This window comes from Bifidobacterium sp. LH_230, from assembly GCF_056357555.1.
In genome coordinates, this window is sequence record NZ_JBKEWJ010000007.1 from 65,999 (window position 1) to 85,938 (window position 19,940).

The following is a 19,940-nucleotide window of genomic DNA, read 5'->3' on the forward strand; positions in this document are numbered from 1 at the left end:
CGCGATAGCGAGTCGCGAAGGGAACTCAGTCCAGATTGCTTTGCGTGCCGGCGGTATTGGCGCTGGTGGCCTGTTCGGCCTGCGCCGCGTCGAGCTTGGCCTTGACGTCGTTCAGCAGGCTCTGCGCACGCTTGGCCAGCGCCTCGCCGATCTCCCACTGGCGCATCGACTGATCGAGGTTCAGTCCGCCGGCTTCCAGTGCCTGTACGGCCTGAATGAGCTTGTCGCGGGCCTCTTCGTACGGCATCTGCGCGATAGCCTCGCGCTCCTTGTCGGTCAGGGAGGAAGTGGTAGATTCGTTGGTCTTATCGGTCATGATGGATTCCTTTTGGGTTGTTGGGTGCGTGTGCGTTGAATGGTTTGGGTTCGTAGGCGTTGCGACGGGTGTGCGTATCGGGTGTGTCACCCCCTCAGTCAGCTTTGCTGACAGCTCCCCCTTCAGGGGGAGCAAAGAGAAAGGGGGTGGCGGGAGATTCCCCGATTACTTCGGCCCCCTCGGGGAAGGGACCGGGATGCCTCTGGCTGGTGGTTGACTGATAGGCAGCCTTCCTTTCAGAGGGGGGCAAAGAATACGGTGGTTGATGCTCCTTACCGGGATGAGATGCGGGTCAGGAGACGGTGGCGTCGATCTGGCCGTGCTTCAGGGTGATGGTCAGCGGGTCGCCGTTTGAGACGGCGCCCGGATCATCGAGCACGTGGCCGCCGGCTGTTTGCACGACCGCATAGCCGCGGTCGAGCGTGGACTGCGGACTCAGCGCGGTCAGGCTGGCGTGCAGCTTTTCGATCGTCAGGCTTGCGTCGTCCACGATGCGCGTCAGGCCGATGTCCATGCGTCGCCGCGCGTCATCGAGGAACCGCTGATGCGGCTCCAGCATCGTGAGCGGCCGCGTCAGGCTCGGCCGGTTCGCATAGCCTTCGACCAGTCGGATCTCGCCCTCGACCCGTGCCTCGATGCGCATGCGCGCCCGGTGGATCGCATTGTCGATCAGCTGCCACTGCTCATGCACGTCCGGCACGACCTTCTTCGCCGCATCGGTCGGCGTCGAGGCTCTGAGGTCCGCGGCCAGATCGATCAACGTCCAATCGTCCTCGTGTCCGATCGCGGACACGATCGGCGTGACGCAGGCCGCCGTCGCGCGCACCACCGACTCGTCCGAGAACCCGATGAGATCCTCGAACGCGCCGCCGCCGCGGGCCACGATGATCACGTCCACATCCGGGTCCTCGTCCAGCCTGTGGATCGCGGCCACGATGTCGGGCGGGCACTGCGGCCCCTGCACGTGCGCGTGCACGACCTTGAACCGCACCGACGGCCAACGCAGGTTCACGTTCGTGATCACGTCGCCCTCCGCGCGGGCCTGCGGTGCGCAGACCAGTCCGATGCACGACGGGAATTCCGGCAGCGGCACCTTGCGGTCCGCGTCGAACAGTCCCTCGCCCTTGAGCTTCTTGCGCAGCTCGTCGATCTGTTCCTTCAAGCCGCCGCCCGAGCCGATCTTGCGGATCTCATCGCCGATGAAACTCAGTCGGGTCTGCTTGACCCAGATGTCGGCCTTGCCGTGGATCACCACGCGGTCGCCCTGCCTGAACGCGGCGGCCTGCGCGGCGAACGCGCGCCAGCCGGACACGGAGATCGCGATGTCCTCGAAATCGTCGCGCACGGTCAGGTATGCGGAGCCGGCGCGGCGCGTGTTGATCTCGGTGATCTGTCCGCAGATCCACGCGGACGGCCACTTCTCCACGGCGGTGTGGAACTTCTGGCTCAGCACCGACACCGGCCACGGCCGTTCCGCCGTCGTCTCGCTGGCAAGCCGCGGCAGCTGGTCGAGCGGCTGCGGTGCCGTCACGTTGGTTCCCATATCCCAGTTCATACGGTCCAGATTCGCCTATATAACGGACAAGGCCCGGCCGCCCGCGAGCCTTACGACGCGTCGCCGGCATGCGGCCGCAAGCCCCGGCGCGCGACACGCGGAGGAAAATTCGTCGCATAAATCACACAACTGCGATTTGCCGCGTCATTCCGCCATTCACCACTATATCTAGGTTCACGCCGGCGAGTCGCCACTAGATATCGGGGTGGGGTTGCCGTACAGTACATAGGGCTTAAAACTTAACGGCTGTGATCCGGCCGGCGAAAACCGGGCGTAACGGCCAGACGACAGGAAGGATTTCAGATGGAAACTCAGGTGATGGACACCGCCTCGACGACCACCCGTACCACCAAGGGCGCGGTGCTGGTCGAGAAGCGTGACGGTCGCGTGGTCGACTTCGACCCGATCAACATCATCGAGGCCGTGAAGTCCGCCTTCGGTGACCTCGACAAGCAGATCGGACCCGAAGAGGAGAAGATGATCCGCGGCTTCGCCAACCAGGTCGAAGGCGAGATCAAGGGCCGCTACAACGGCCCGGCCAAGATCGAGGACATCCAGAACCTCGTCGAGCATGCGCTCATCGACGCGCACCTGTACGACGTGGCGCGCGCCTACACCAACTACCGTCTCGACAAGGACATCCAGCGCGCCAAGGCCACTGACGTGAACGAGGCCGTCGCCCGCTTCATCAACCAGGACCCGACCCTGATCCACGAGAACGCGAACAAGGACGCCAACGTGTACGCCACGCAGCGCGACCTGCTCGCCGGCGCCGTCTCCAAGGCCGCCGCGTTCAACATGCTGCCGCCGGCCGTCTCCAACGCGCACATGAAGGGCGACATCCACTTCCACGACGCCGACTACTCGCCGTTCACCGCGCAGTCCAACTGCTCGCTGCCCAACTTCTGGGACATGCTCGCCAACGGCTTCACGCTCGGCAACGCGCCGATGGCCTCCCCGAAGTCCATCGCCATCGCCGCCACCCAGATCACGCAGATCATGAAGGACGTGGCCTCCAGCCAGTACGGCGGCCAGACCGCCAACCGCGCCGACGAGCACCTCGCCGTCTACGCGCGCAAGGACTACGAGAAGTTCCTCGAAGAGGCCCGCGAAACCATCCCCGACGGCATGCCGGTCGAATTCGCCCGCCGTCAGGTCGAGAACGCGAAGCAGAACGAGCCGACCAAGCTGCACTTCGGCTCCCGCGAGCCGCTGCCAATGGACACGCCGTTCCACGACGACGTCGACGAGCTCGAGCAGGAGCGCGAAATCCTCGCCAAGATCCGCACCCGCAAGGCCATCTACGACGCCATGCAGACGATGGAGTACCAGATCAACTCCAACCGCGTCTCCAACGGCCAGACCCCGTTCGTGACGATCGGCTTCGGCCTCGGCACCGACTGGTTCGCCCGCGAAATCCAGCGCGCGATCCTGCTCAACCGCATCCGCGGCCTCGGCAAGGAGCACCACACCGCCATCTTCCCGAAGCTCGTGTTCACCCTCAAGCACGGCGTGAACGCCGACAAGGGCGACCCGAACTACGACTTGAAGCAGCTCGCGCTCGAATGCGCCACCAAGCGCATGTACCCGGACGTCGTGTTCTACGAGAACATCGTCAAGATCACCGGCTCCTTCAAGGCCCCGATGGGCTGCCGTTCCTTCCTGCAGGGCTGGATCAACCCGGAAACCGGCAAGGACGAGGAAGACGGCCGCATGAACCTCGGCGTCGTCTCCGTCAACGTGCCGCGCATCGCGCTCGAATCCCACGGCGACAAGAACCGCTTCTGGAAGCTGTTCGAGGAGCGCATGGAAGTCGCGCACCAGGCCCTGCAGTTCCGCATCATGCGCTGCAAGCAGGCCACGCCGGTCAACGCCCCGACCCTGTTCCGCTTCGGCGCGTTCGGCCGCCTCGGCGCGAACGACAACGTCGACGAGCTGTTCAAGAACGAGCGCGCCACCGTCTCGCTCGGCTACATCGGACTCGCGGAAACGACCGCCGTGTTCTACGGCAAGAACTGGATTCGCGACCACGGCTGGGACCCGGAAGGCAAGGAGTTCGCGCTCTCGATCGTCAAGCGCATGAACGAGCTGTGCAAGCAGTGGAGCAAGCAGGAGGGCTACCACTACTCCGTGTACTCCACGCCGGCCGAGTCGCTCACCGACCGCTTCAACCGCATGGACCGCGAGAAGTTCGGCCGCGTCGAAGGCGTGACCGACCACGACTTCTACACCAACTCGTTCCACTACCCGGTGTGGCTGCAGCCGACCCCGATGGAAAAGCTCAACTACGAGAAGGACTTCCCGTACTACGCGTCCGGCGGCTTCATCAACTACTGCGAGTACCCGTGCCTGCAGGACAACCCGAAGGCCCTCGAAGCCGTGTGGGACTACGCCTACAACGTCGGCATCGGCTACCTCGGCACCAACACGCCGATCGACCACTGCTTCGTGTGCGGCTTCCAAGGCGACTTCGAGCCGACCGACGAAGGCTTCAAGTGCCCCGAGTGCGGCAACTCCGACCCGGACAAGTGCAACGTGACCAAGCGCACCTGCGGCTACCTCGGAAACCCGGTCCAGCGCCCGATGGTGCACGGCCGCCACGAGGAGATCTCACACCGCGTCAAGCACATGAGCGGCGAGACCGGCCACGTGACGCTGGCGGATGGGCAGACGCGCGAGTGGTTCGAAGAAGCCAAGTAACTACTGGTATCGCGATTGCCTTTTGTGTCCCCTCTGGGGTCTGGTATATGTTGTTCGACACGCTCCGGGCCGCTCGGCCAAGTCTTACGGTCGATCAACATATACCAGACCCCAGAGGGGACACGCGTATCGCTCAACGTTACGGTTGGATGGGAGCGGAAAAAGTTATGTGGCCGGTTACGTTTGACCGGTATGCTGCGATTGGTCGCAAGACCGACGGGTGAGAGGACGGTGCGATGGTGGATAAGACGCCGACGTTGCGTGATTTTGCGGCGGGGGAGACGGGCCGTGGGCCTTCGATTCCGACCGGGGAGGCGAACAATCCTCGGGCGGGGCAGTGGGACGGGCGTCGCATGTCCAAGCGCATGATCGCCGACTACAAGACGTTCATCGTCACCGACGGCGAGGGCGTGCGCAATTCGCTGTACGTGTCCGGCTGCCCGTTCCACTGCGTCGACTGCTTCAACTCGTCCATCTGGGACTTCCAGGCCGGCCACGAGTACACGCAGCGTCTCGAAGACAAGATCATCGACGACCTTCGCGCCCCGTGGGTGCAGGGCATCACGTTCCTCGGCGGCGAACCGCTGCTCAACACGCCCGTGCTCGTGCCGCTCGCCGAACGCATCCGCGCCGAATTCGGCCATGAGAAAGACATCTGGTGCTGGACCGGCTACACGTGGGAGGAACTCATGCGGCCCGGCGAAACCGAAGACAAGCTCGATCTGCTGCGTCTGATCGACATCCTCGTCGACGGGCGCTACATCAAGTCGCAGCACGATTCGCTGTTGCAGTTCCGCGGTTCAAAGAACCAGCGCATCCTCGACGTTCCCGCCTCGTTCGCGGCCGGCAAACCGGTCATCTGGGCCGGCCTGCACGATCAGGAGCGCGACATCCCCGAAATCTATTTGAAGGACCGCATGGCCGGCGAGGACTCGCAATCGTCGTCGTGACCGATCCGCGAACGTTTCTGCAATACATATGATGATGGCCCCCGCACATGGTAGGTGTGCGGGGGCCATCATCATATGACGGAAACCTGCGGAAGCAAGTCCGTCCGAGCGTCGCTCACTTCACGCGCTTGACGGCGAGAATCAGCAGGCCGCCGATCACGCAGATGATCGTCTCGGTCGGGAAGATCCAGCGGTAGTCGTTGCCGGAGATCGTCAGGATCGCGCCGGCGATGGCCGGTCCGAAGATCTGGCCGAGCGTGTTCGCCATGTTGATGATGCCGAGGTCCTTCGCCGCGGTCTTCGGGTCGGGCAGCACGGCCACGTTCAGCGCGCCGTCCACCGCGTTGTACGCGCCCATGCCGATGCCGGCCACCAGCGCGTACGCGTACATCGTCCACGGTTCGGCTGCGAAGAACGGGAAGAACGCACCCACGCCGAGCATGATCGTCGTGATCGCGACCGGCAGCTTGAGCCGGTGGAACCGGTCGGCGAGCGGTCCCGCGATCACGCAGAACACGATGCCCGTGACCATCAGGATCATCGACATGATCTTCAGTGCCGCGTTCTGGCCGTCCGCGTCGAGCTTCATGTAGTCGCTGAAGATGTACAGCTGGTAGCCGACGATCACGTACTGGCCGGTCACCATGAGCATCTTGCCGACGAGCGCGAAATAGTAGTCGCGGCAGTTCTTCGTCGGGAACATGAAGTTGCGCTTGATCGACTCGGCGTCGAACTTGGCGCGCGCGGCGTTCAGGTTGCTCGGCTCGCGCATGATGATCGGCGAGACGACGCCGCCGACGGCCGCGATGACGGCGAAGATGAGCACGCCGGTCGAGATGGCCGTGTTGTCCTTGATGAAGCTCGACGCGATGATGCCCGAACCGTAGTTGCCGATGGCCATGCCGATGCCCCAGCACGAGGAGATCGTGCCGCGCCAGCGCGGGGCGATGCGGTCGGAGATCTGTGCGATCATCGGGGCGGTCACGCAGTTGAGCGCCACGTTGTACAGCGTCCAGATCACGAGCAGCGTCGGCCATGAGCCGGCGAACGCGAACCACACGAAGAACAGGCCGCAGGCGATCGACGCGCATACGATCCACGGGGAGCGTGAGCCGAAGCGGGAGCGCGTGATGTCGGACAGGGCGCCGGCGATGATGTTGGAGATGGTCGCGGCGATCATGGCGACCAGCGAGAACAGCGGGATGAGCGCGACCTTCTGGTTGGGCGCGAGGATCTGCAGCTTGGCGGGCAGCAGCGTGGCGGACACGCCGACGTAGGCGAGCATCCAGCAGGCCGGGCCGACGAGGAGACCGGCGCCGAGGCGGGTGGGCAGCGTGGGCTGCTGGTCGTTGGTGACGCCGTACGCGGGCTTGCTTTCGGCGATCTCCATTGATGTGGTTGCGTTATCAGATCCGTTGCCTGCTGACGGTACTGTTTGGGATGACATACGGCATTCTTCTTCTATTTGTCGGGCTTGTTATCAAGTTCGTTATGTTTATTGATGATGTTTGCGTAAACATTTACATGATATATCATACGACATGCTGTGACATTTTGTGCACAAAAGTTGCAAAATGTTGAACTTATGGCGGTGGGCGCGATGATGACAGTGAAGACGCGATCCCGTGACCGCCAACCAGCGCATCCTTGACGTGCCCAAGTCGCTGGAGGCATGCAAGCCGATCATTTGGGCCAAACTTCATGATCGGGAACGCGACATCCCTGAAATTTACTTGAAGGACCGCGAGGCCGGCGAAGGCAGCCAAGCCTCCTGACGGATAGCCGGGAGGCGAATTCGCGCCGGGGGAATCATGAGTTCCTCTGTCGTGAGAGCCGGTCTTCATATGGTGGAGAGCAAGGTATAGCTTCATCACCATCCATGAAGCTAAGTGCTCTCTTGGGTGATTATGGAAGGCGCATGCCGCAAAACCCGTAGAACGCGAAGGTATCCGCTACGTCGGACTACCTGTGGGTGTTCCAATCGATGGTGGTGGCGCGTCGCGTGATGCCAGCCGGCGCGATCAGCTCGCACCGTGCATCACGGTCGTGATTGCCTTCGAGACGGTCGAAGAGCAGGCCGGCGGCTCGCTCGGACAACTGTTCGGGCGTGGTGGATACGTTGGTGACCTGCCATTCGAATGATGTTGCGGCGTAGTCCGAGCAGTACGACACCACGGAGACATCTTGCCCGGGAATCACGTCGTGCCGACGCAACGTGCGCAGCAGCCATTCGGTCGGTTGGGGCTGACGGACGATGATGCCAAGCCGATCGTCGGCATGCAGCAGCAGTTGATCGACGGTCTTCTCGATGCCGGACCATCCTTCGCCGAGTCGTTGCACTATGGAGAATCCGAGCCCGCGTTCGTCCGCGCGTTGGTGTGCGGTGCTGTAGAACTCGTCGACGAAGTTGTATTCATTCGGGTCGCTACCCAGTTGCGTACCGACCATCGTCACATGGTGATGCCCAGTGTCGGCGAGCTCGTCCACGGCCAACAGTGCGGCCTTGCGGGCGTCGGCGTCCACACAGTCCAGCCCGCGCGCGTTGTTGGCGCGGCCCACGAGCGTGACGGGCTGGCTGAGTTCGGCGGCGATAGGGATGCGGGGATCCTCGCGGCTGACATCCATGAGAATAAAGCCGTCACAAATCGATTTGCCGGCCATGCGTTTGAGCGCGGCCACGCCGTCGTGCGTGGTGGTGAGAATGACGTCGTAATCGCGTGCGCGTGCGCTGCGCACGATGGCGTCGATGTACGGCGTGGTCTCATTGGCATCGATCGTCTCGCTCATCTCCACGAACAGCGCGATGATGTTGGTGCGGTTTGTCTTCAACGTGCGTGCGCCGGCGTTCGGCTGGTAGTTGAGCTTGCGCATCGCATCCTCGACCCGCCGTCGCGTCGCTTCGGACACGGTGTTCTTGCCGTTGATGACGAACGACACCGTGCTTTGGGATACGCCCGCCAGGGCGGCGACGTCCTTGCTGGTCGGTGGTCGGGTTCCGGCTTGTCTGGTGGTCATGAGGTCCTCTTGCGTTGTATTTCGGCGGGATGCGCCGGCGGTCGCGTCGTCGCCACGCCGCTATTCGATATTAGCCCGTGCGGCTAACCCCTTACGTTGCCGGTCTCTTGGTTGGCTTTATCCGATCGACTGAGGGGGGCTTTGCGGGTCATGCGATCAGTCTTCGCGCATGAAACGCGGCAGTCTGTCGATTGGACAAGGCGTGTCGATGATGGTGGGGCCCTCGATGATCTGCCCGTCATCCGCATGCCATCGTCCCTCGGGAATCGATACTCGCCGGGAGACCGCATGGCGCTGCGTGCAGGGGGCGACGATGATGTCGCTGCCCAGAAGGAACTGGTCGGTGACGGTGTCCATGTCAGGAAAGTGGTAGGCCATCGGGCGGATGATCGGCTCGCCGGTGTGCGCCGCATGATCGGCAAGCCGCAGAATCGTCGGCAGGTATTCCTCGCGAATGGCCAATGCCTTGCGCACGGCCTCGAGATGATCGGCGTCCAACACGCGGGAGGGTGCGGTGGAGAACTGCATCATCGGGGAAAGCTCTGCGATTTGCGCGTAGCGGACGAAGAACTCCTGGTCCACGTCCGAATGCTTGGCGCTGTTGACTTCGCCGCCGCCGATCATATCGGGGCAGACGAACGGCTGCCCGATCATGCCCTGTGCCAGCATCTCCGGGATCAGCGAGTCGATGCCGTGCTCATCCCAGGCGGCGGGCTTGTCCTGAAGCCTTTGCGCGAGCGGCTGGCCGCCCATCTTCCAGCAGGCGCGGAACTCGTTGAACGGGTAGTGCACGCCGATGGCGGCCCACTGTTCGCACATGTCATTGGACGTCATCGGAGTGAACGGCAGATCGTCATCGTGGAAGTCATACAGGTCGGCGCCGTCGAACTTGAAGCCGTCCACGCCGAGCTCGCACAGTGCGTCGAGCCGGTCGCGGATCCACTGCCGCGCTTCGGGGTTGCTCAGGTCGAGCACGGCGCTCAGACCGTTCCACCAGCGGCGGATGGCCGTGCGGCCGTGGCGATCGCGCAGCATGAGCCCGCGTGCCTCGAGCTCGCGGAACACCGCGGAATCGGGGCTGACGAACGGCACCAGCCAGACGATGACGTCGAATCCCTTGCCGTGCAACTGGCGGAGCATCTTCTGCGGATCCGGGAACGTGGATGGGTCGAAGGTCCAGGTTCCGTAGTCGGGGCTCCACTTGTCATCGATCATCAACACGCCCGGGGGCATGTCGGCGGCCAGCATCGCGTCGGCGTAGGCAAGCACCGCCTGCTGGGTCGGGCGATAGGGCATTTCGATCCACGTGTTGTATTGCGGCTTGGCGAACATGGCCTTGGCGGGAGTCGCGCCGGACGGGGGGAAGTGGTTCCGGCTTGCGGCGAGGAAGGCGTCTCGCAACGTGCCGTCGCCATCGCCGTGCACGGTGACGGGATGATCGGCCTGTACGGTCAGGTGTTCGCCTTCAAGGGAGAACGTGAACGGCTTGTCGCACCATATATACCGGCCGCAGGTGGAGACCAGCAATGGCGCGCTCTGGTTCGAGGCTTCGGGCAGCTGGCCGTCCTCGTGCTTCCAGGTGGCCAGGTCGCAGGAGAACGGTTGTGCGCCGAACGGCATGAAGCGGCCATCGGCGGCCCTGCCTCCCCACCAGCGTTCATCGGGCAGCAGATCGATTGTTGTGTATTGAGCCGTGTTGTTCATAATCGGTCTTTCCTATGTGCGGTAAACATCTGACGCAGCTGCGGTGCCGCGTGTATCTAATACGTATTATTACGACGAAGGTACCGATTTACAAATTCCGGCGTGGCGTGATTTCTTGCGGGTAGCCCGGAGGGTAATTGCTGTGCTGTCTGACGTCAATTAATGGCTTTATTGTGAGGTTTCATGTGAATGGTGTTATTGCGACACGCCGTTTTGCCGTCAGTGCCCCTTGGTGGCATACTGAAGTCACGTAGTTACTCATACGTATTAACAAATCAAGACGGTGCACAATGGAGGGGCATAGTGGCCCCGAGGTTCGAGCCGAACTTGATTAACGTTCTTGGCGACACCAAAGCGGGTGTCGCAGGAAGGAAGAAACACCATGAAGTTCTCCAAGACCGTCATCGCGGCTGTAGCGGCAGCGGCGATGATCGTTCCTTTGGCCGCATGCGGTAGTGGAACAGCTGATTCTGGCAAAACCACCATCACCTACTTCTCATGGAACAACGAGAATCAGGTCAAGCCCATCATCGAGGCGTTCGAGAAAGCCAATCCCGATATCAAGGTCGATCTGAGCACCGCGCAGGGCGAAGCCGCCGATTACGCGCAGACGCTGACCGCACGTGCCGCAGGAAACCAGCTGCCCGATGTGTTCCACATGTCCATCGAGACGCGCAATGAAGTGCTGGACGCCGGATTGGCCAAGGATTTGACTAATGAGCCGTTCATGGATTCCATTCCGGACACCAATAAGGACCTCTATACCCGTGACGGCAAGGTCTATGGCATGAGCCCCACCGCATGGGTCGGCGTCATTGTATATAACAAAGACCTGCTCAAGCAGGTCGGATACGATTCCGTGCCTGAGACGATCGACGAGTTCTGCGAGCTGGGCAAGAAGTTGCAGGCAGCAGGAATCACACCGTACATGGACGATCCGACCGTCGTTTCCGGCTCGTTCCAGCCGATGCTTGGCGGCTACTACGCCAAGCAGGGCATCGATACCAGCGAATGGCCGGAAATGGGCGAAGGCGGAAGTTTCGAGAAGCAGTGGACCCCGATCATCAAGGAATGGCAGAAGCTCATCGACTCCGGCACCATGCCCAAGGAGGTCGTGGGCGTGAACAACGACCAGATCAAGCAGCAATTCATGACCGGCCAGCTGGCCATGTTCCGTTCCGGCCCGTGGGACTTCCCTGATCTGAACTCCTCTGGCGTCGACTACGCCACCGCCCCGTTCCCCGCGGTGGAAGGCGGCGAACCGTACGTGGGCGGTGGTCCGGACTCCCCGTTCGCCATCTCCTCGAAGATCGATGGCGATAAGCTCAAGGCTGCCGAGAAGTTCCTTAGCTTCATGAATTCCGAAGAGGGCCTCAAGCTTGAGGAAAAGAACATCGGTCAGATTTCCGTCTCCTCCGAATACGCCGCCGATGTGGCTCCGCAGCTGCAGGACATCTACGACGAGTACGTGACCACCGGCAAGTACTACTGGACCAACTGGTCCCAGAACGGCAACGTGATGGCCACGGAGATGACCTCCCAATGGCAGCTGCTCATCCAGGGCAGCACGGACGCCGCTTCGGTGGCCAAGCACATGGACGAGACCTGGAAGGCCAACGCCAAGTAACGCGATTGGTGTGAATGCGCAATCAAAGCGAATGCGCAAATCAGCGGCGACCGGTTCTCTGGGTGCGGAGCTTCCACGCTCCGATGCGCGTCGCCGCTCCGGCCGGGGCGAACCTCCTGACGATTCTCCTCTCCTTTACGCCAGAGAAGCTTCGCCCCGACTCATTCCTTATGGAAAGGCAATTAAGACATGACGGCACAAACATGCAACCCCGCAGTGGTGCGGCAGACCGACAGCAGCGGCGACGTTACAGTCGGTGGACGTGATGGCGTTCGCAAGACGCCATGGTATAAAACCCGCGGATTCGTTGAATCGGCATCGTCCACCGGATTCCTGATCCCCGTCCTCGCGGTGTTCGTCGTGCTGACGCTGATCCCCTTGATCCAGACGGTGTATTACTCCTTTACCGACTACACCGGATTCAACCCCAATGTGAATTTCGTCGGCTTCGACAACTACCGCAAGGTGTTCACTGATCCCTCCCTGCTGGTGGGCCTGGGATTCACCATCCTGTTCGCGCTCGCCACCACGCTGATCACCACGATTATCGCCATTCCTCTGGCGGTGCTGCTCAACACGAAGTTCTACGGCCGCTCGTTCGCCCGCTCCCTGTTCTTCTTCCTTGGAGTTCCTTCGCTGATTGTGCTGGGTATGGTGTGGAGCTTCATCCTCTCCCCGCTCAAGACGGGCGCACTCAATTCCGTGCTGGTGTCGATGGGGCTGGATTCCATTCCGTGGTTGTCCAATGCGACCTTGGCTCGTGGCTGTGTGATCTTCGTGGCCATCTGGGCTGCTGTGGGTTGGCATGCCACGCTGTATCTGGCGTATCTGCAGGCGATTCCCGCAGATCTTTACGAGCAGGCCGCCGTCGACGGTGCCAGCGGATTCCAGAAGTTCATCCACATCACGCTGCCGCAGCTCATTCCCGGAATCGTGGTCTCCACGTTCCTGCTCATCACCAACGGCCTGAAGGTGTACGACCTGCCCTTCGGCATGACCAAGGGTGGCCCCGGATATTCCACCAACACCATCACCCAGGCGATTATCGTCCATGGTATTTCGCAGTCGCAGTACGGTCTCGGTTCGGCGCTGGCAGTGCTGTTTACACTGGCGTGCCTGATCGTGGTTCTCGGACAGACGGCACTCACCAGTGCCATCTCTAGGAGGTTTGCGTAATATGAACAAGCTCAAGCCAAGCACCAGGGCGAAGATCGGCGTGTGGGTGCGTACAATCCTCATCAACGTCGTGGCAATCATCATGGCGCTCCCGCTGTACTACATCATCATCAATTCGTTCAAGACCTCCATCGACATGGCGAAGTCTCCGTTCGGATTGCCTGAGACATGGTCCATCCAGAACTACATCGACACTTTCGCCAACCTGCCGATCGCCCGTAGTTTCCTGAACTCGCTGATCGTCACGGTCGTGGCGGTGTTCCTTCAGCTGTTCATCGGTTCCCTGGCCGCATACGGCATGATCCTGCGTAAAAGCTGGTTCACTGCCGGAGTCGGCGCCGTGCTGATGATAGCCTTCTGCATCCCGTTGCAGGCCACGCTGATCCCGCAGTACCGCATGGAGGCCAATCTCCATCTCGTCAACACATTGTGGGGCCTGATCGCGCTGTATCTGGTCAACTCGATTTTCTGCTACTTCCTGATCGTCGGATACATGCGCAAGCTGCCGATGGAGGTGCTGGAAGCGGCGCGCATCGACGGTGCCGGCCCGTTCAAGATTTACTACAAGATCGTCCTTCCGATGATCACACCGATTCTGGCGACCGTGGTCGTGTTTCAGACGCTGTCCACGTGGAACGACTTCCTGCAGCCGAATGTGTTCCTGTCCTCCACGGACAATCGCACGATCATCCTGCAGGTGTTCAACTCCATGAGCCAGTTCACCACCAACTGGCCGGCGTTCATGGCAATCACGGTGATCGCGCTGGTTCCGGTGTTCGTCTTCTTCATCTTCTGCCAGAAGTGGATTGTCTCCGGACTGGTTGCCGGATCGGTGAAGGGGTGATTCGGGAGGCAAGATTGGTCCTTGCGGTTTTCCGGAACCATCCTGCGCATGATTGGTTCCATTTCTGAGCAGTGCCTTTCCGGTGTGTGCCGTCCGGCGGTGTCGACGGTGCTACCGGGAAGGCGGCTTTGCGTTCAAGGAGATGAAGCTATGCCGCGGCAATCACTTATCATCAGCGGAGTACCGTGGTTCGACGACCATGGCCGGAAGGCGCGATGACCTGCAATTCGCAGACGCTGTACGTGCTGCCGGTGCACACCGGGCATGGCGAGATTGCGATGTACATGGGCGACCGCTGGCCGTTCCCGCATCAGGCCTCCGCCGCCACCTATGTCTGGCAACGGTTGTCCGTGAATCATGGACGTTCTGCACAGAAGCACCGTCAATATCTTGAAAAGTGTTGGAAAACGTGCTTCCCGTGAGCGAAATCACCTTGCGGGACGTCATGTTGGGCAGGTGGTCGGACTATTCTTAGGGCGAGAAGTAGCCGGGCGAAGCCGTCCGCAGGGTGTCTGCCAGCCGTCCGAAACGGTTCGGGATGCCTTGCGGTGTGTGAGAGGGCGATTATCCCGGAGGCCGAAGCTAAGAGGAATACATGGTTGACACCGCATCGAACGTGACCACGGACGCCGCCCGCACCGCGAACGCGCGCGTGAACACCGCGTCGGAGGCAAGCGCGGTCGCGGCAGTCGCATCGGGGAACGCCAAGCCGTTGCGCGTGGGGCTCGACATCGGCTCCACTACCGTCAAAGCCGTGGTGCTGGGTCAGTCCGACTCGCTGTCCAGCACCATCTTCTCCGACTATCGCCGTCACCATGCCAACGTACGCGCCACCGTCGCGGGACTGCTCGTCGACATTCGCAAGGAACTCGAAACACGAGGCCGCGGCGACGAACCGATCCGCCTGGCCATCACCGGCTCCGGCGGCCTCGCGCTCGCCGACAGCATGCACGTGCCGTTCGTGCAGGAAGTCATCGCCGAAACCGAGGCGATCGACAAGGAATACCCGCAAGCCGACGTCATCATCGAGCTCGGCGGCGAGGACGCGAAGATCACGTATCTGAAGCCCACCCCCGAACAGCGCATGAACGGCTCGTGCGCGGGCGGCACCGGCGCGTTCATTGACCAGATGGCCACGCTGCTCGACACCGACGCCTCGGGCCTCAACGAGATGGCGAAAAGCTACGAGAACCTGTATCCGATCGCCTCGCGTTGCGGCGTGTTCGCCAAAACCGACCTGCAGCCGCTCATCAACGACGGCGCGGCCAAGCCCGACCTTGCCGCGTCGATCTTCACGGCCGTCGCCACGCAGACCATCGCCGGCCTCGCCTCCGGCCGCCCGATCCACGGCACCGTCATCTTCCTCGGCGGCCCGCTGTTCTTCATGAGCGAGCTGCGCGCCGCGTTCCAGCGCGCGCTCGACGGCAAGGTCGACGAGTTTATTGTGCCGACCAACGCGCACCTGTATGTCGCGTACGGTGCCGCGTTGCAGGCCGACATGGACACCGACGACGAAGGCCACCATTTCGAGGCGCGCACATGCGACGACATTCTCAAGCGACTCGACGAGCTCAAGAACCTCCCGTCCAACACGCCCACCATGCCGCCACTGTTCCCGACCGAGGCCGACCGCGAGGCGTTCAACGAGCGCCACCACCGCGAGCACATCCACATCGGCACGCTCGACGGCGCGCGTGGGCCCCACTTTCTCGGCATCGACGCGGGATCGACCACCATCAAGGCGACCCTCGTCAACGACGACCGCGAGATCGTCTGGTCTTCCTACGCGAACAACGAAGGCAGCCCGTTGACGGCCGCCATCAACATCGTCAAGAAGATCCAGTCCCAGCTGCCGGAAGGTGCATGGATCGCGCGATCCTGCGCGACCGGCTACGGCGAGGGCCTGATCACCACCGGGCTCCATCTCGATGAGGGCGTGGTCGAGACGATGGCACACTACCGCGGCGCCGAAATGGTGAGCCCCGGCGTCACGGCCGTGATCGACATCGGTGGCCAGGACATGAAGTACCTCGCCATCACCGACGGCGTGATCGATTCGATCGCCGTCAACGAGGCGTGCTCGTCCGGCTGCGGCTCATTCCTGCAGACCTTCGCCATGTCGATGGGCCTGACCATCCAGGAATTCACGCAGAAGGCGCTCGCCTCCACCCATCCGGTCGATCTCGGTTCGCGTTGCACCGTGTTCATGAACTCGTCCGTCAAGCAGGCGCAGAAGGAAGGTGCCTCGATCGAGGACATCGCCGCAGGCCTGTGCTATTCGGTCGTGCGCAACGCGCTGTACAAGGTCATCAAACTGCGCGATTCCGGCGAACTCGGCGATACGGTCGTCGTGCAGGGCGGCACGTTCCTCAACGACGCCGTGCTGCGCGCGTTCGAGCTGCTCACCGAACGCAAGGTGACCCGACCGAACATCGCCGGATTGATGGGCGCGTACGGCGCGGCGCTCACCGCACGCATGCACTACGAGGACGTCGCCGACGACGATCATGAGCATGTGCTCGCGGACGGATCGTCGGTCGAGTCGAACGCGGACATGGCCGGAGTCGACGTGACCAATGCGGCAGACACCGCCGCCGGCCACGAGCACGAGGTCGTGATCGACGGCGTGCACCACACCGCATCATCGATCCTGACCGGCGAAGCGCTCGACACCATGTCGATGACCACCGAACGCGACGTGTGCAAGCTCTGCCAGAACCACTGCAAGCTCACCATCACCACGTTCTCCGACGGCTCGCGCTTCGTGACCGGCAACCGCTGCGAACGCGGCGGCGACGCGAAGAAGCAGCGCTCCGACCGTCCGAACCTGTACGACTACAAGTACAAGCGCTGCTTCGCCTACCGCCGCCTGACCGACAAAAAGGCCACGCGCGGCGAGATCGGCATCCCGCGCGCGCTCAACATGTACGAGAACTACCCGTTCTGGTTCACGCTGCTCACCTCGCTCGGCTTCAAGGTCATGATCTCCGGCCGCAGCTCGCACGAACTGTTCGAGACCGGCATCGAATCGATCGCCTCCGAGAACATCTGCTACCCGGCCAAGCTCGTGCACGGCCACATCAAGTGGCTGCTGAACAAGGGCATCAAGACGATCTTCTACCCGTGCGTGAGCTACGAGGACAACCTCGTGCCCAACACCGACAACCACTACAACTGCCCGGTCGTGGCGAACTATCCGCTCGTCGTCGGCGCGAACATGCCCGAACTGCGCGAAGACGGCGTGCGCTACATGCACCCGTACTTCAACCTCGCCAACCACGAGCTCATGGTCGACCGCATCGTCGAGGAGTTCGCGTGGGCCAACGTGACGCGCGAGGAGGCCGAGGTTGCGGTCAAGGCCGCGTACGCCGAGGACAAGGTGTTCAAGAACGACGTGCAGCAGGAAGGCCTGAAGGCGCTCGCCTATATGAAGGAGCACGGCTGCCGCGGCATCGTGCTCGCCGGCCGCCCGTACCACGTCGACCCGGAGATCAACCACGGCATCCCCGAGACGATCTGCTCGCTCGGCATGGTCGTGCTGTCGGAGGATTCGATCTGCGAGCTGCAGCCGGGCGAAAAGCTCGATCTGACCGAGTTCTTGGCCGCAGGCGAGGAGGATCCGCGCAAGAAGAACGCGAACGGGTTCCGTCACGTCGGCGACCGCAAGGTGAGCGTCAACCGCATGCCGCTGCGCGTGACCAACCAGTGGGCGTACCATTCGCGCCTGTACGCGGCGGCGCACTTCGTCGCCTCGTATCCGGGACTCGAGCTCGTGCAGCTCAACTCGTTCGGCTGCGGCCTCGATGCGATTACCACCGACCAGGTGTCGGAGATCCTCGCGGACAAGGCTGACGTGTATACGCTGCTCAAGATCGACGAGGTGTCGAATCTGGGCGCGGCGAAGATCCGACTGCGTTCGCTCAAGGCCGCGGTCGAGGAACGCGAACGCAACAAGGCGAAGGCGGTTGCGGCGGTGTCCGCAGCGGCCGGTGCTGGTACGGCTGCTGCCGGTGCTGCCGGTGCGCAGTCCGTCGGCAAGCGGGACCAGTTGATCGTCGACGGTCCGTCCGCGGCCGAGATCAAGGCGCGCGAAGCCGAACAGGCCAAGGCGCAGGCTGATCTGGCCGCTGCGGAAACGCAGCTTCAGGCGGCGAAGGAACAGCTCGCCGCCGCACAGGCCGCGGTCAAGGCCGCGGAGGCGAAGCGCGCGGCCGCCGATTCGGCCATCACCGCCGACGATACGGTTCCGTCCGGTGCGCCGACGTCGACCGGCTTCCGCAAGACCGGTTCGGCCGCGCCGACCCCGGGCCGTCAGGTCCTGCTCGACACGACGATGGCCGCCAATCCGAAGCTCACCGAATCGGTGCGTCGCGCCTCGCGTCTCGCCGCGCAGCGCGACATCGAGGCGGCCGCGGCTCAATCCGGCACGGACGGCAAGTCCGCCAAGGCCAAGAAACCGTCCAAGTCCGGCCACAACAACGCGACCATGTCGCGCTACGCGCACCGCCAGAAGTTCCTCAAGAACATGAAGAAGGACTACACGATCGTCGCCCCGCAGATGAGCCCGATCCACATGTCCCTCGTCGAGGCGGTCATCCGCTCCGGCGGCTACAAGTTCGACATCTTGAAGCACGCCAGCCGCGAGGACGTCGAAACCGGACTCAAATACGTGAACAACGATGCCTGCTACCCGGCCATCATGGTCATCGGACAGCTCATCGACGCGATCATCCAAGGCAAGTACGATCCCGACCACGTCGCGCTCGCGATCACGCAGACCGGCGGCATGTGCCGTGCGACCAACTACTTCGGCCTCATCCGCAAGGCGTTGATCGACGCGGGATACCCGCAGATCCCGGTCATTGCGATCTCCACGCAAGGCCTGGAGGACAATCCGGGCTTCAAGGCCACGCCGGCGATGCTGCACCGCGCGATCAAGGCGCTGATCCTCGGCGACCTGCTCATGAAGTGCCTGTACCGCGTGCGCCCGTACGAGGTCGAGCCGGGTGCGGCGAACAAGCTGTACGAGCAGTGGGACGTGATCGTGCGCGAGACGCTCGAACACCACGGCTTCTCCAAGACCGCGGCCAAGACCCCGTGGCTGAAGAAGGCGTACCTGCCATACAACGTGATCGCGGCCGAGATCGTCAAGTCGTTCGACGCGCTGCCGCTTAAGGACATTCCGCGCAAGGTGCGCGTCGGCGTCGTCGGCGAGATCCTCGTCAAGTACCAGCCGGACGCGAACAACCACGTGGTCGACGTGATCGAATCACAGGACTGCGAAGCCGTGGTGCCCGGCATCATGGAGTTCATGACGACCCGCCCGTACATCACCGACTGGAACGAGCGCAACCTCGGCATGGGCGGCAATCAGCGACTCTACGCGCTCATGCGCTGGGGGCTCGACCGGTACAACGCGCCGATCCGCAAAGCCATCGCGCTCGCCCACGGCAAGTTCAAGCAGGACGATCCGATGCCCGAACTCGTCAAGAAGGCGGCCGAGGTCACGTCGATCGGCGTACAGGCCGGCGAAGGATGGCTGCTCACGGCCGAGATCCTCGAACTGATCGAACAGGGATGCCCGAACGTGATCTGCGCGCAGCCGTTCGCCTGCCTGCCGAACCACGTGACCGGCCGCGGCATGTTCGGCAAGATCCGTCGCCTGCATCCGGAGGCCAACATCGTCTCCATCGACTACGATCCGGGTGCTTCCGAGGCGAACCAGCTCAACCGCATCAAGCTCATGATCGCGGCGGCCAAGAAGGCCCACGACAAGCTGACCGCCGCGGATTAGTCCGTGGTTGCGTAGCTTGGCCGCCCTTCGCGGGTTGCCTGTCCTGCAACCCGCTCACTTCGCCTACGGACAGTGCACTGCACTGTCCGCTTGACGGCTCAGCCAAGAAGGCTCACGAGAAGCTCACCGCCGCGGATTAGTCCGTGGTTGCGTGATGTTCGGGATAGGTGATGTGGGTTACTCGCCAAAACATCACGCTAGAGGGGCTGTCTGCGTGATGTTTGGGATAGGATCGGATCGGTAATAGCCAGAATGTCAC

The 19,940-nt window shown here is 62.4% G+C and carries 12 protein-coding genes and 1 pseudogene; 8 read left to right on the forward strand and 5 right to left on the reverse strand.

The window, feature by feature from the left end:
* Positions 1 to 25: 25 nt before the first annotated feature.
* Positions 26 to 316, reverse strand: a complete 291-nt coding sequence (locus tag AC1A0G_RS04825; RefSeq protein ID WP_476527952.1) for an exodeoxyribonuclease VII small subunit — start codon at positions 314 to 316, stop codon at positions 26 to 28.
* A 292-nt stretch (positions 317 to 608) separates the two neighbouring features.
* Positions 609 to 1,859 carry an exodeoxyribonuclease VII large subunit gene (xseA, locus tag AC1A0G_RS04830; RefSeq protein WP_476527954.1) on the reverse strand — a complete coding sequence of 417 codons (1,251 nt, stop codon included), beginning with the start codon at positions 1,857 to 1,859 and terminating at the stop codon, positions 609 to 611.
* A 315-nt stretch (positions 1,860 to 2,174) separates the two neighbouring features.
* Between xseA and nrdD the strand changes: the two genes are divergently transcribed.
* Both nrdD and nrdG read left to right on the forward strand, forming a co-directional pair.
* Complete coding sequence (gene nrdD / locus AC1A0G_RS04835; RefSeq protein ID WP_476527955.1) at positions 2,175 to 4,571, forward strand: anaerobic ribonucleoside-triphosphate reductase; 2,397 nt, start codon at positions 2,175 to 2,177, stop codon at positions 4,569 to 4,571.
* 236 nt (positions 4,572 to 4,807) lie between these two features.
* A complete protein-coding gene (nrdG, locus tag AC1A0G_RS04840; RefSeq protein WP_476527957.1) occupies positions 4,808 to 5,521 on the forward strand; it encodes an anaerobic ribonucleoside-triphosphate reductase activating protein in 714 nt (237 codons plus the stop codon).
* A gap of 115 nt (positions 5,522 to 5,636) precedes the next feature.
* On the opposite strand, the gene AC1A0G_RS04845 is transcribed toward nrdG, so the two are convergent.
* Complete coding sequence (locus tag AC1A0G_RS04845) at positions 5,637 to 6,911, reverse strand: MFS transporter (RefSeq protein ID WP_476527958.1); 1,275 nt, start codon at positions 6,909 to 6,911, stop codon at positions 5,637 to 5,639.
* A gap of 244 nt (positions 6,912 to 7,155) precedes the next feature.
* Between AC1A0G_RS04845 and AC1A0G_RS04850 the strand changes: the two are divergent.
* Positions 7,156 to 7,296: pseudogene (locus AC1A0G_RS04850) on the forward strand (anaerobic ribonucleoside-triphosphate reductase activating protein); the annotation flags it as partial.
* Positions 7,297 to 7,483: 187 nt separating this feature from the next.
* On the opposite strand, the gene AC1A0G_RS04855 reads toward AC1A0G_RS04850, so the two are convergent.
* Together AC1A0G_RS04855 and AC1A0G_RS04860 are read right to left on the reverse strand one after the other, a co-directional pair.
* Positions 7,484 to 8,536, reverse strand: coding sequence for a LacI family DNA-binding transcriptional regulator (locus tag AC1A0G_RS04855; RefSeq protein WP_476527960.1), 1,053 nt, complete (start codon positions 8,534 to 8,536; stop codon positions 7,484 to 7,486).
* 156 nt (positions 8,537 to 8,692) lie between these two features.
* Positions 8,693 to 10,240: a glycoside hydrolase family 31 protein gene (locus AC1A0G_RS04860; RefSeq protein WP_476527962.1), complete on the reverse strand. Its 1,548-nt coding sequence runs from the start codon at positions 10,238 to 10,240 to the stop codon at positions 8,693 to 8,695.
* A gap of 382 nt (positions 10,241 to 10,622) precedes the next feature.
* Here AC1A0G_RS04860 and AC1A0G_RS04865 point away from each other — a divergent pair, with 382 nt between their 5' ends.
* The 5 genes from AC1A0G_RS04865 (at position 10,623) to AC1A0G_RS04885 (ending at position 19,681) form a co-directional block, all read left to right on the forward strand.
* On the forward strand, positions 10,623 to 11,867 hold the full coding sequence (locus AC1A0G_RS04865) for an ABC transporter substrate-binding protein (protein WP_476527964.1): 1,245 nt from the start codon (positions 10,623 to 10,625) through the stop codon (positions 11,865 to 11,867).
* 189 nt (positions 11,868 to 12,056) lie between these two features.
* Complete coding sequence (locus tag AC1A0G_RS04870; RefSeq protein WP_476527965.1) at positions 12,057 to 13,043, forward strand: carbohydrate ABC transporter permease; 987 nt, start codon at positions 12,057 to 12,059, stop codon at positions 13,041 to 13,043.
* A 1-nt stretch (position 13,044) separates the two neighbouring features.
* Positions 13,045 to 13,887: a carbohydrate ABC transporter permease gene (locus AC1A0G_RS04875; protein ID WP_476527967.1), complete on the forward strand. Its 843-nt coding sequence runs from the start codon at positions 13,045 to 13,047 to the stop codon at positions 13,885 to 13,887.
* 215 nt (positions 13,888 to 14,102) lie between these two features.
* The gene (locus tag AC1A0G_RS04880) at positions 14,103 to 14,309 is read left to right on the forward strand and encodes a hypothetical protein (RefSeq protein WP_476527969.1); all 207 of its coding nucleotides are present in this window, start codon (positions 14,103 to 14,105) and stop codon (positions 14,307 to 14,309) included.
* Between the two features lie 173 nt (positions 14,310 to 14,482).
* Positions 14,483 to 19,681, forward strand: coding sequence for an acyl-CoA dehydratase activase-related protein (locus AC1A0G_RS04885; protein ID WP_476527971.1), 5,199 nt, complete (start codon positions 14,483 to 14,485; stop codon positions 19,679 to 19,681).
* The last annotated feature ends 259 nt before the right edge of the window (positions 19,682 to 19,940 follow it).

What these genes read in the sequence shown, in the direction of transcription:
- AC1A0G_RS04875 (WP_476527967.1), top strand. Translation starts at nt 13,045, where the DNA reads ATGAACAAGCTCAAGCCAAGCACCAGGGCGAAGATCGGCGTGTGGGTG.
- AC1A0G_RS04865 (WP_476527964.1), top strand. Translation starts at nt 10,623, where the DNA reads ATGAAGTTCTCCAAGACCGTCATCGCGGCTGTAGCGGCAGCGGCGATG.
- nrdG (WP_476527957.1), top strand. Translation starts at nt 4,808, where the DNA reads ATGGTGGATAAGACGCCGACGTTGCGTGATTTTGCGGCGGGGGAGACG.
- xseA (WP_476527954.1), bottom strand. Translation starts at nt 1,859, where the DNA reads ATGGGAACCAACGTGACGGCACCGCAGCCGCTCGACCAGCTGCCGCGG.
- AC1A0G_RS04870 (WP_476527965.1), top strand. Translation starts at nt 12,057, where the DNA reads ATGACGGCACAAACATGCAACCCCGCAGTGGTGCGGCAGACCGACAGC.
- AC1A0G_RS04885 (WP_476527971.1), top strand. Translation starts at nt 14,483, where the DNA reads ATGGTTGACACCGCATCGAACGTGACCACGGACGCCGCCCGCACCGCG.
- AC1A0G_RS04845 (WP_476527958.1), bottom strand. Translation starts at nt 6,911, where the DNA reads ATGGAGATCGCCGAAAGCAAGCCCGCGTACGGCGTCACCAACGACCAG.
- AC1A0G_RS04880 (WP_476527969.1), top strand. Translation starts at nt 14,103, where the DNA reads ATGACCTGCAATTCGCAGACGCTGTACGTGCTGCCGGTGCACACCGGG.
- AC1A0G_RS04825 (WP_476527952.1), bottom strand. Translation starts at nt 316, where the DNA reads ATGACCGATAAGACCAACGAATCTACCACTTCCTCCCTGACCGACAAG.
- AC1A0G_RS04855 (WP_476527960.1), bottom strand. Translation starts at nt 8,536, where the DNA reads ATGACCACCAGACAAGCCGGAACCCGACCACCGACCAGCAAGGACGTC.
- nrdD (WP_476527955.1), top strand. Translation starts at nt 2,175, where the DNA reads ATGGAAACTCAGGTGATGGACACCGCCTCGACGACCACCCGTACCACC.
- AC1A0G_RS04860 (WP_476527962.1), bottom strand. Translation starts at nt 10,240, where the DNA reads ATGAACAACACGGCTCAATACACAACAATCGATCTGCTGCCCGATGAA.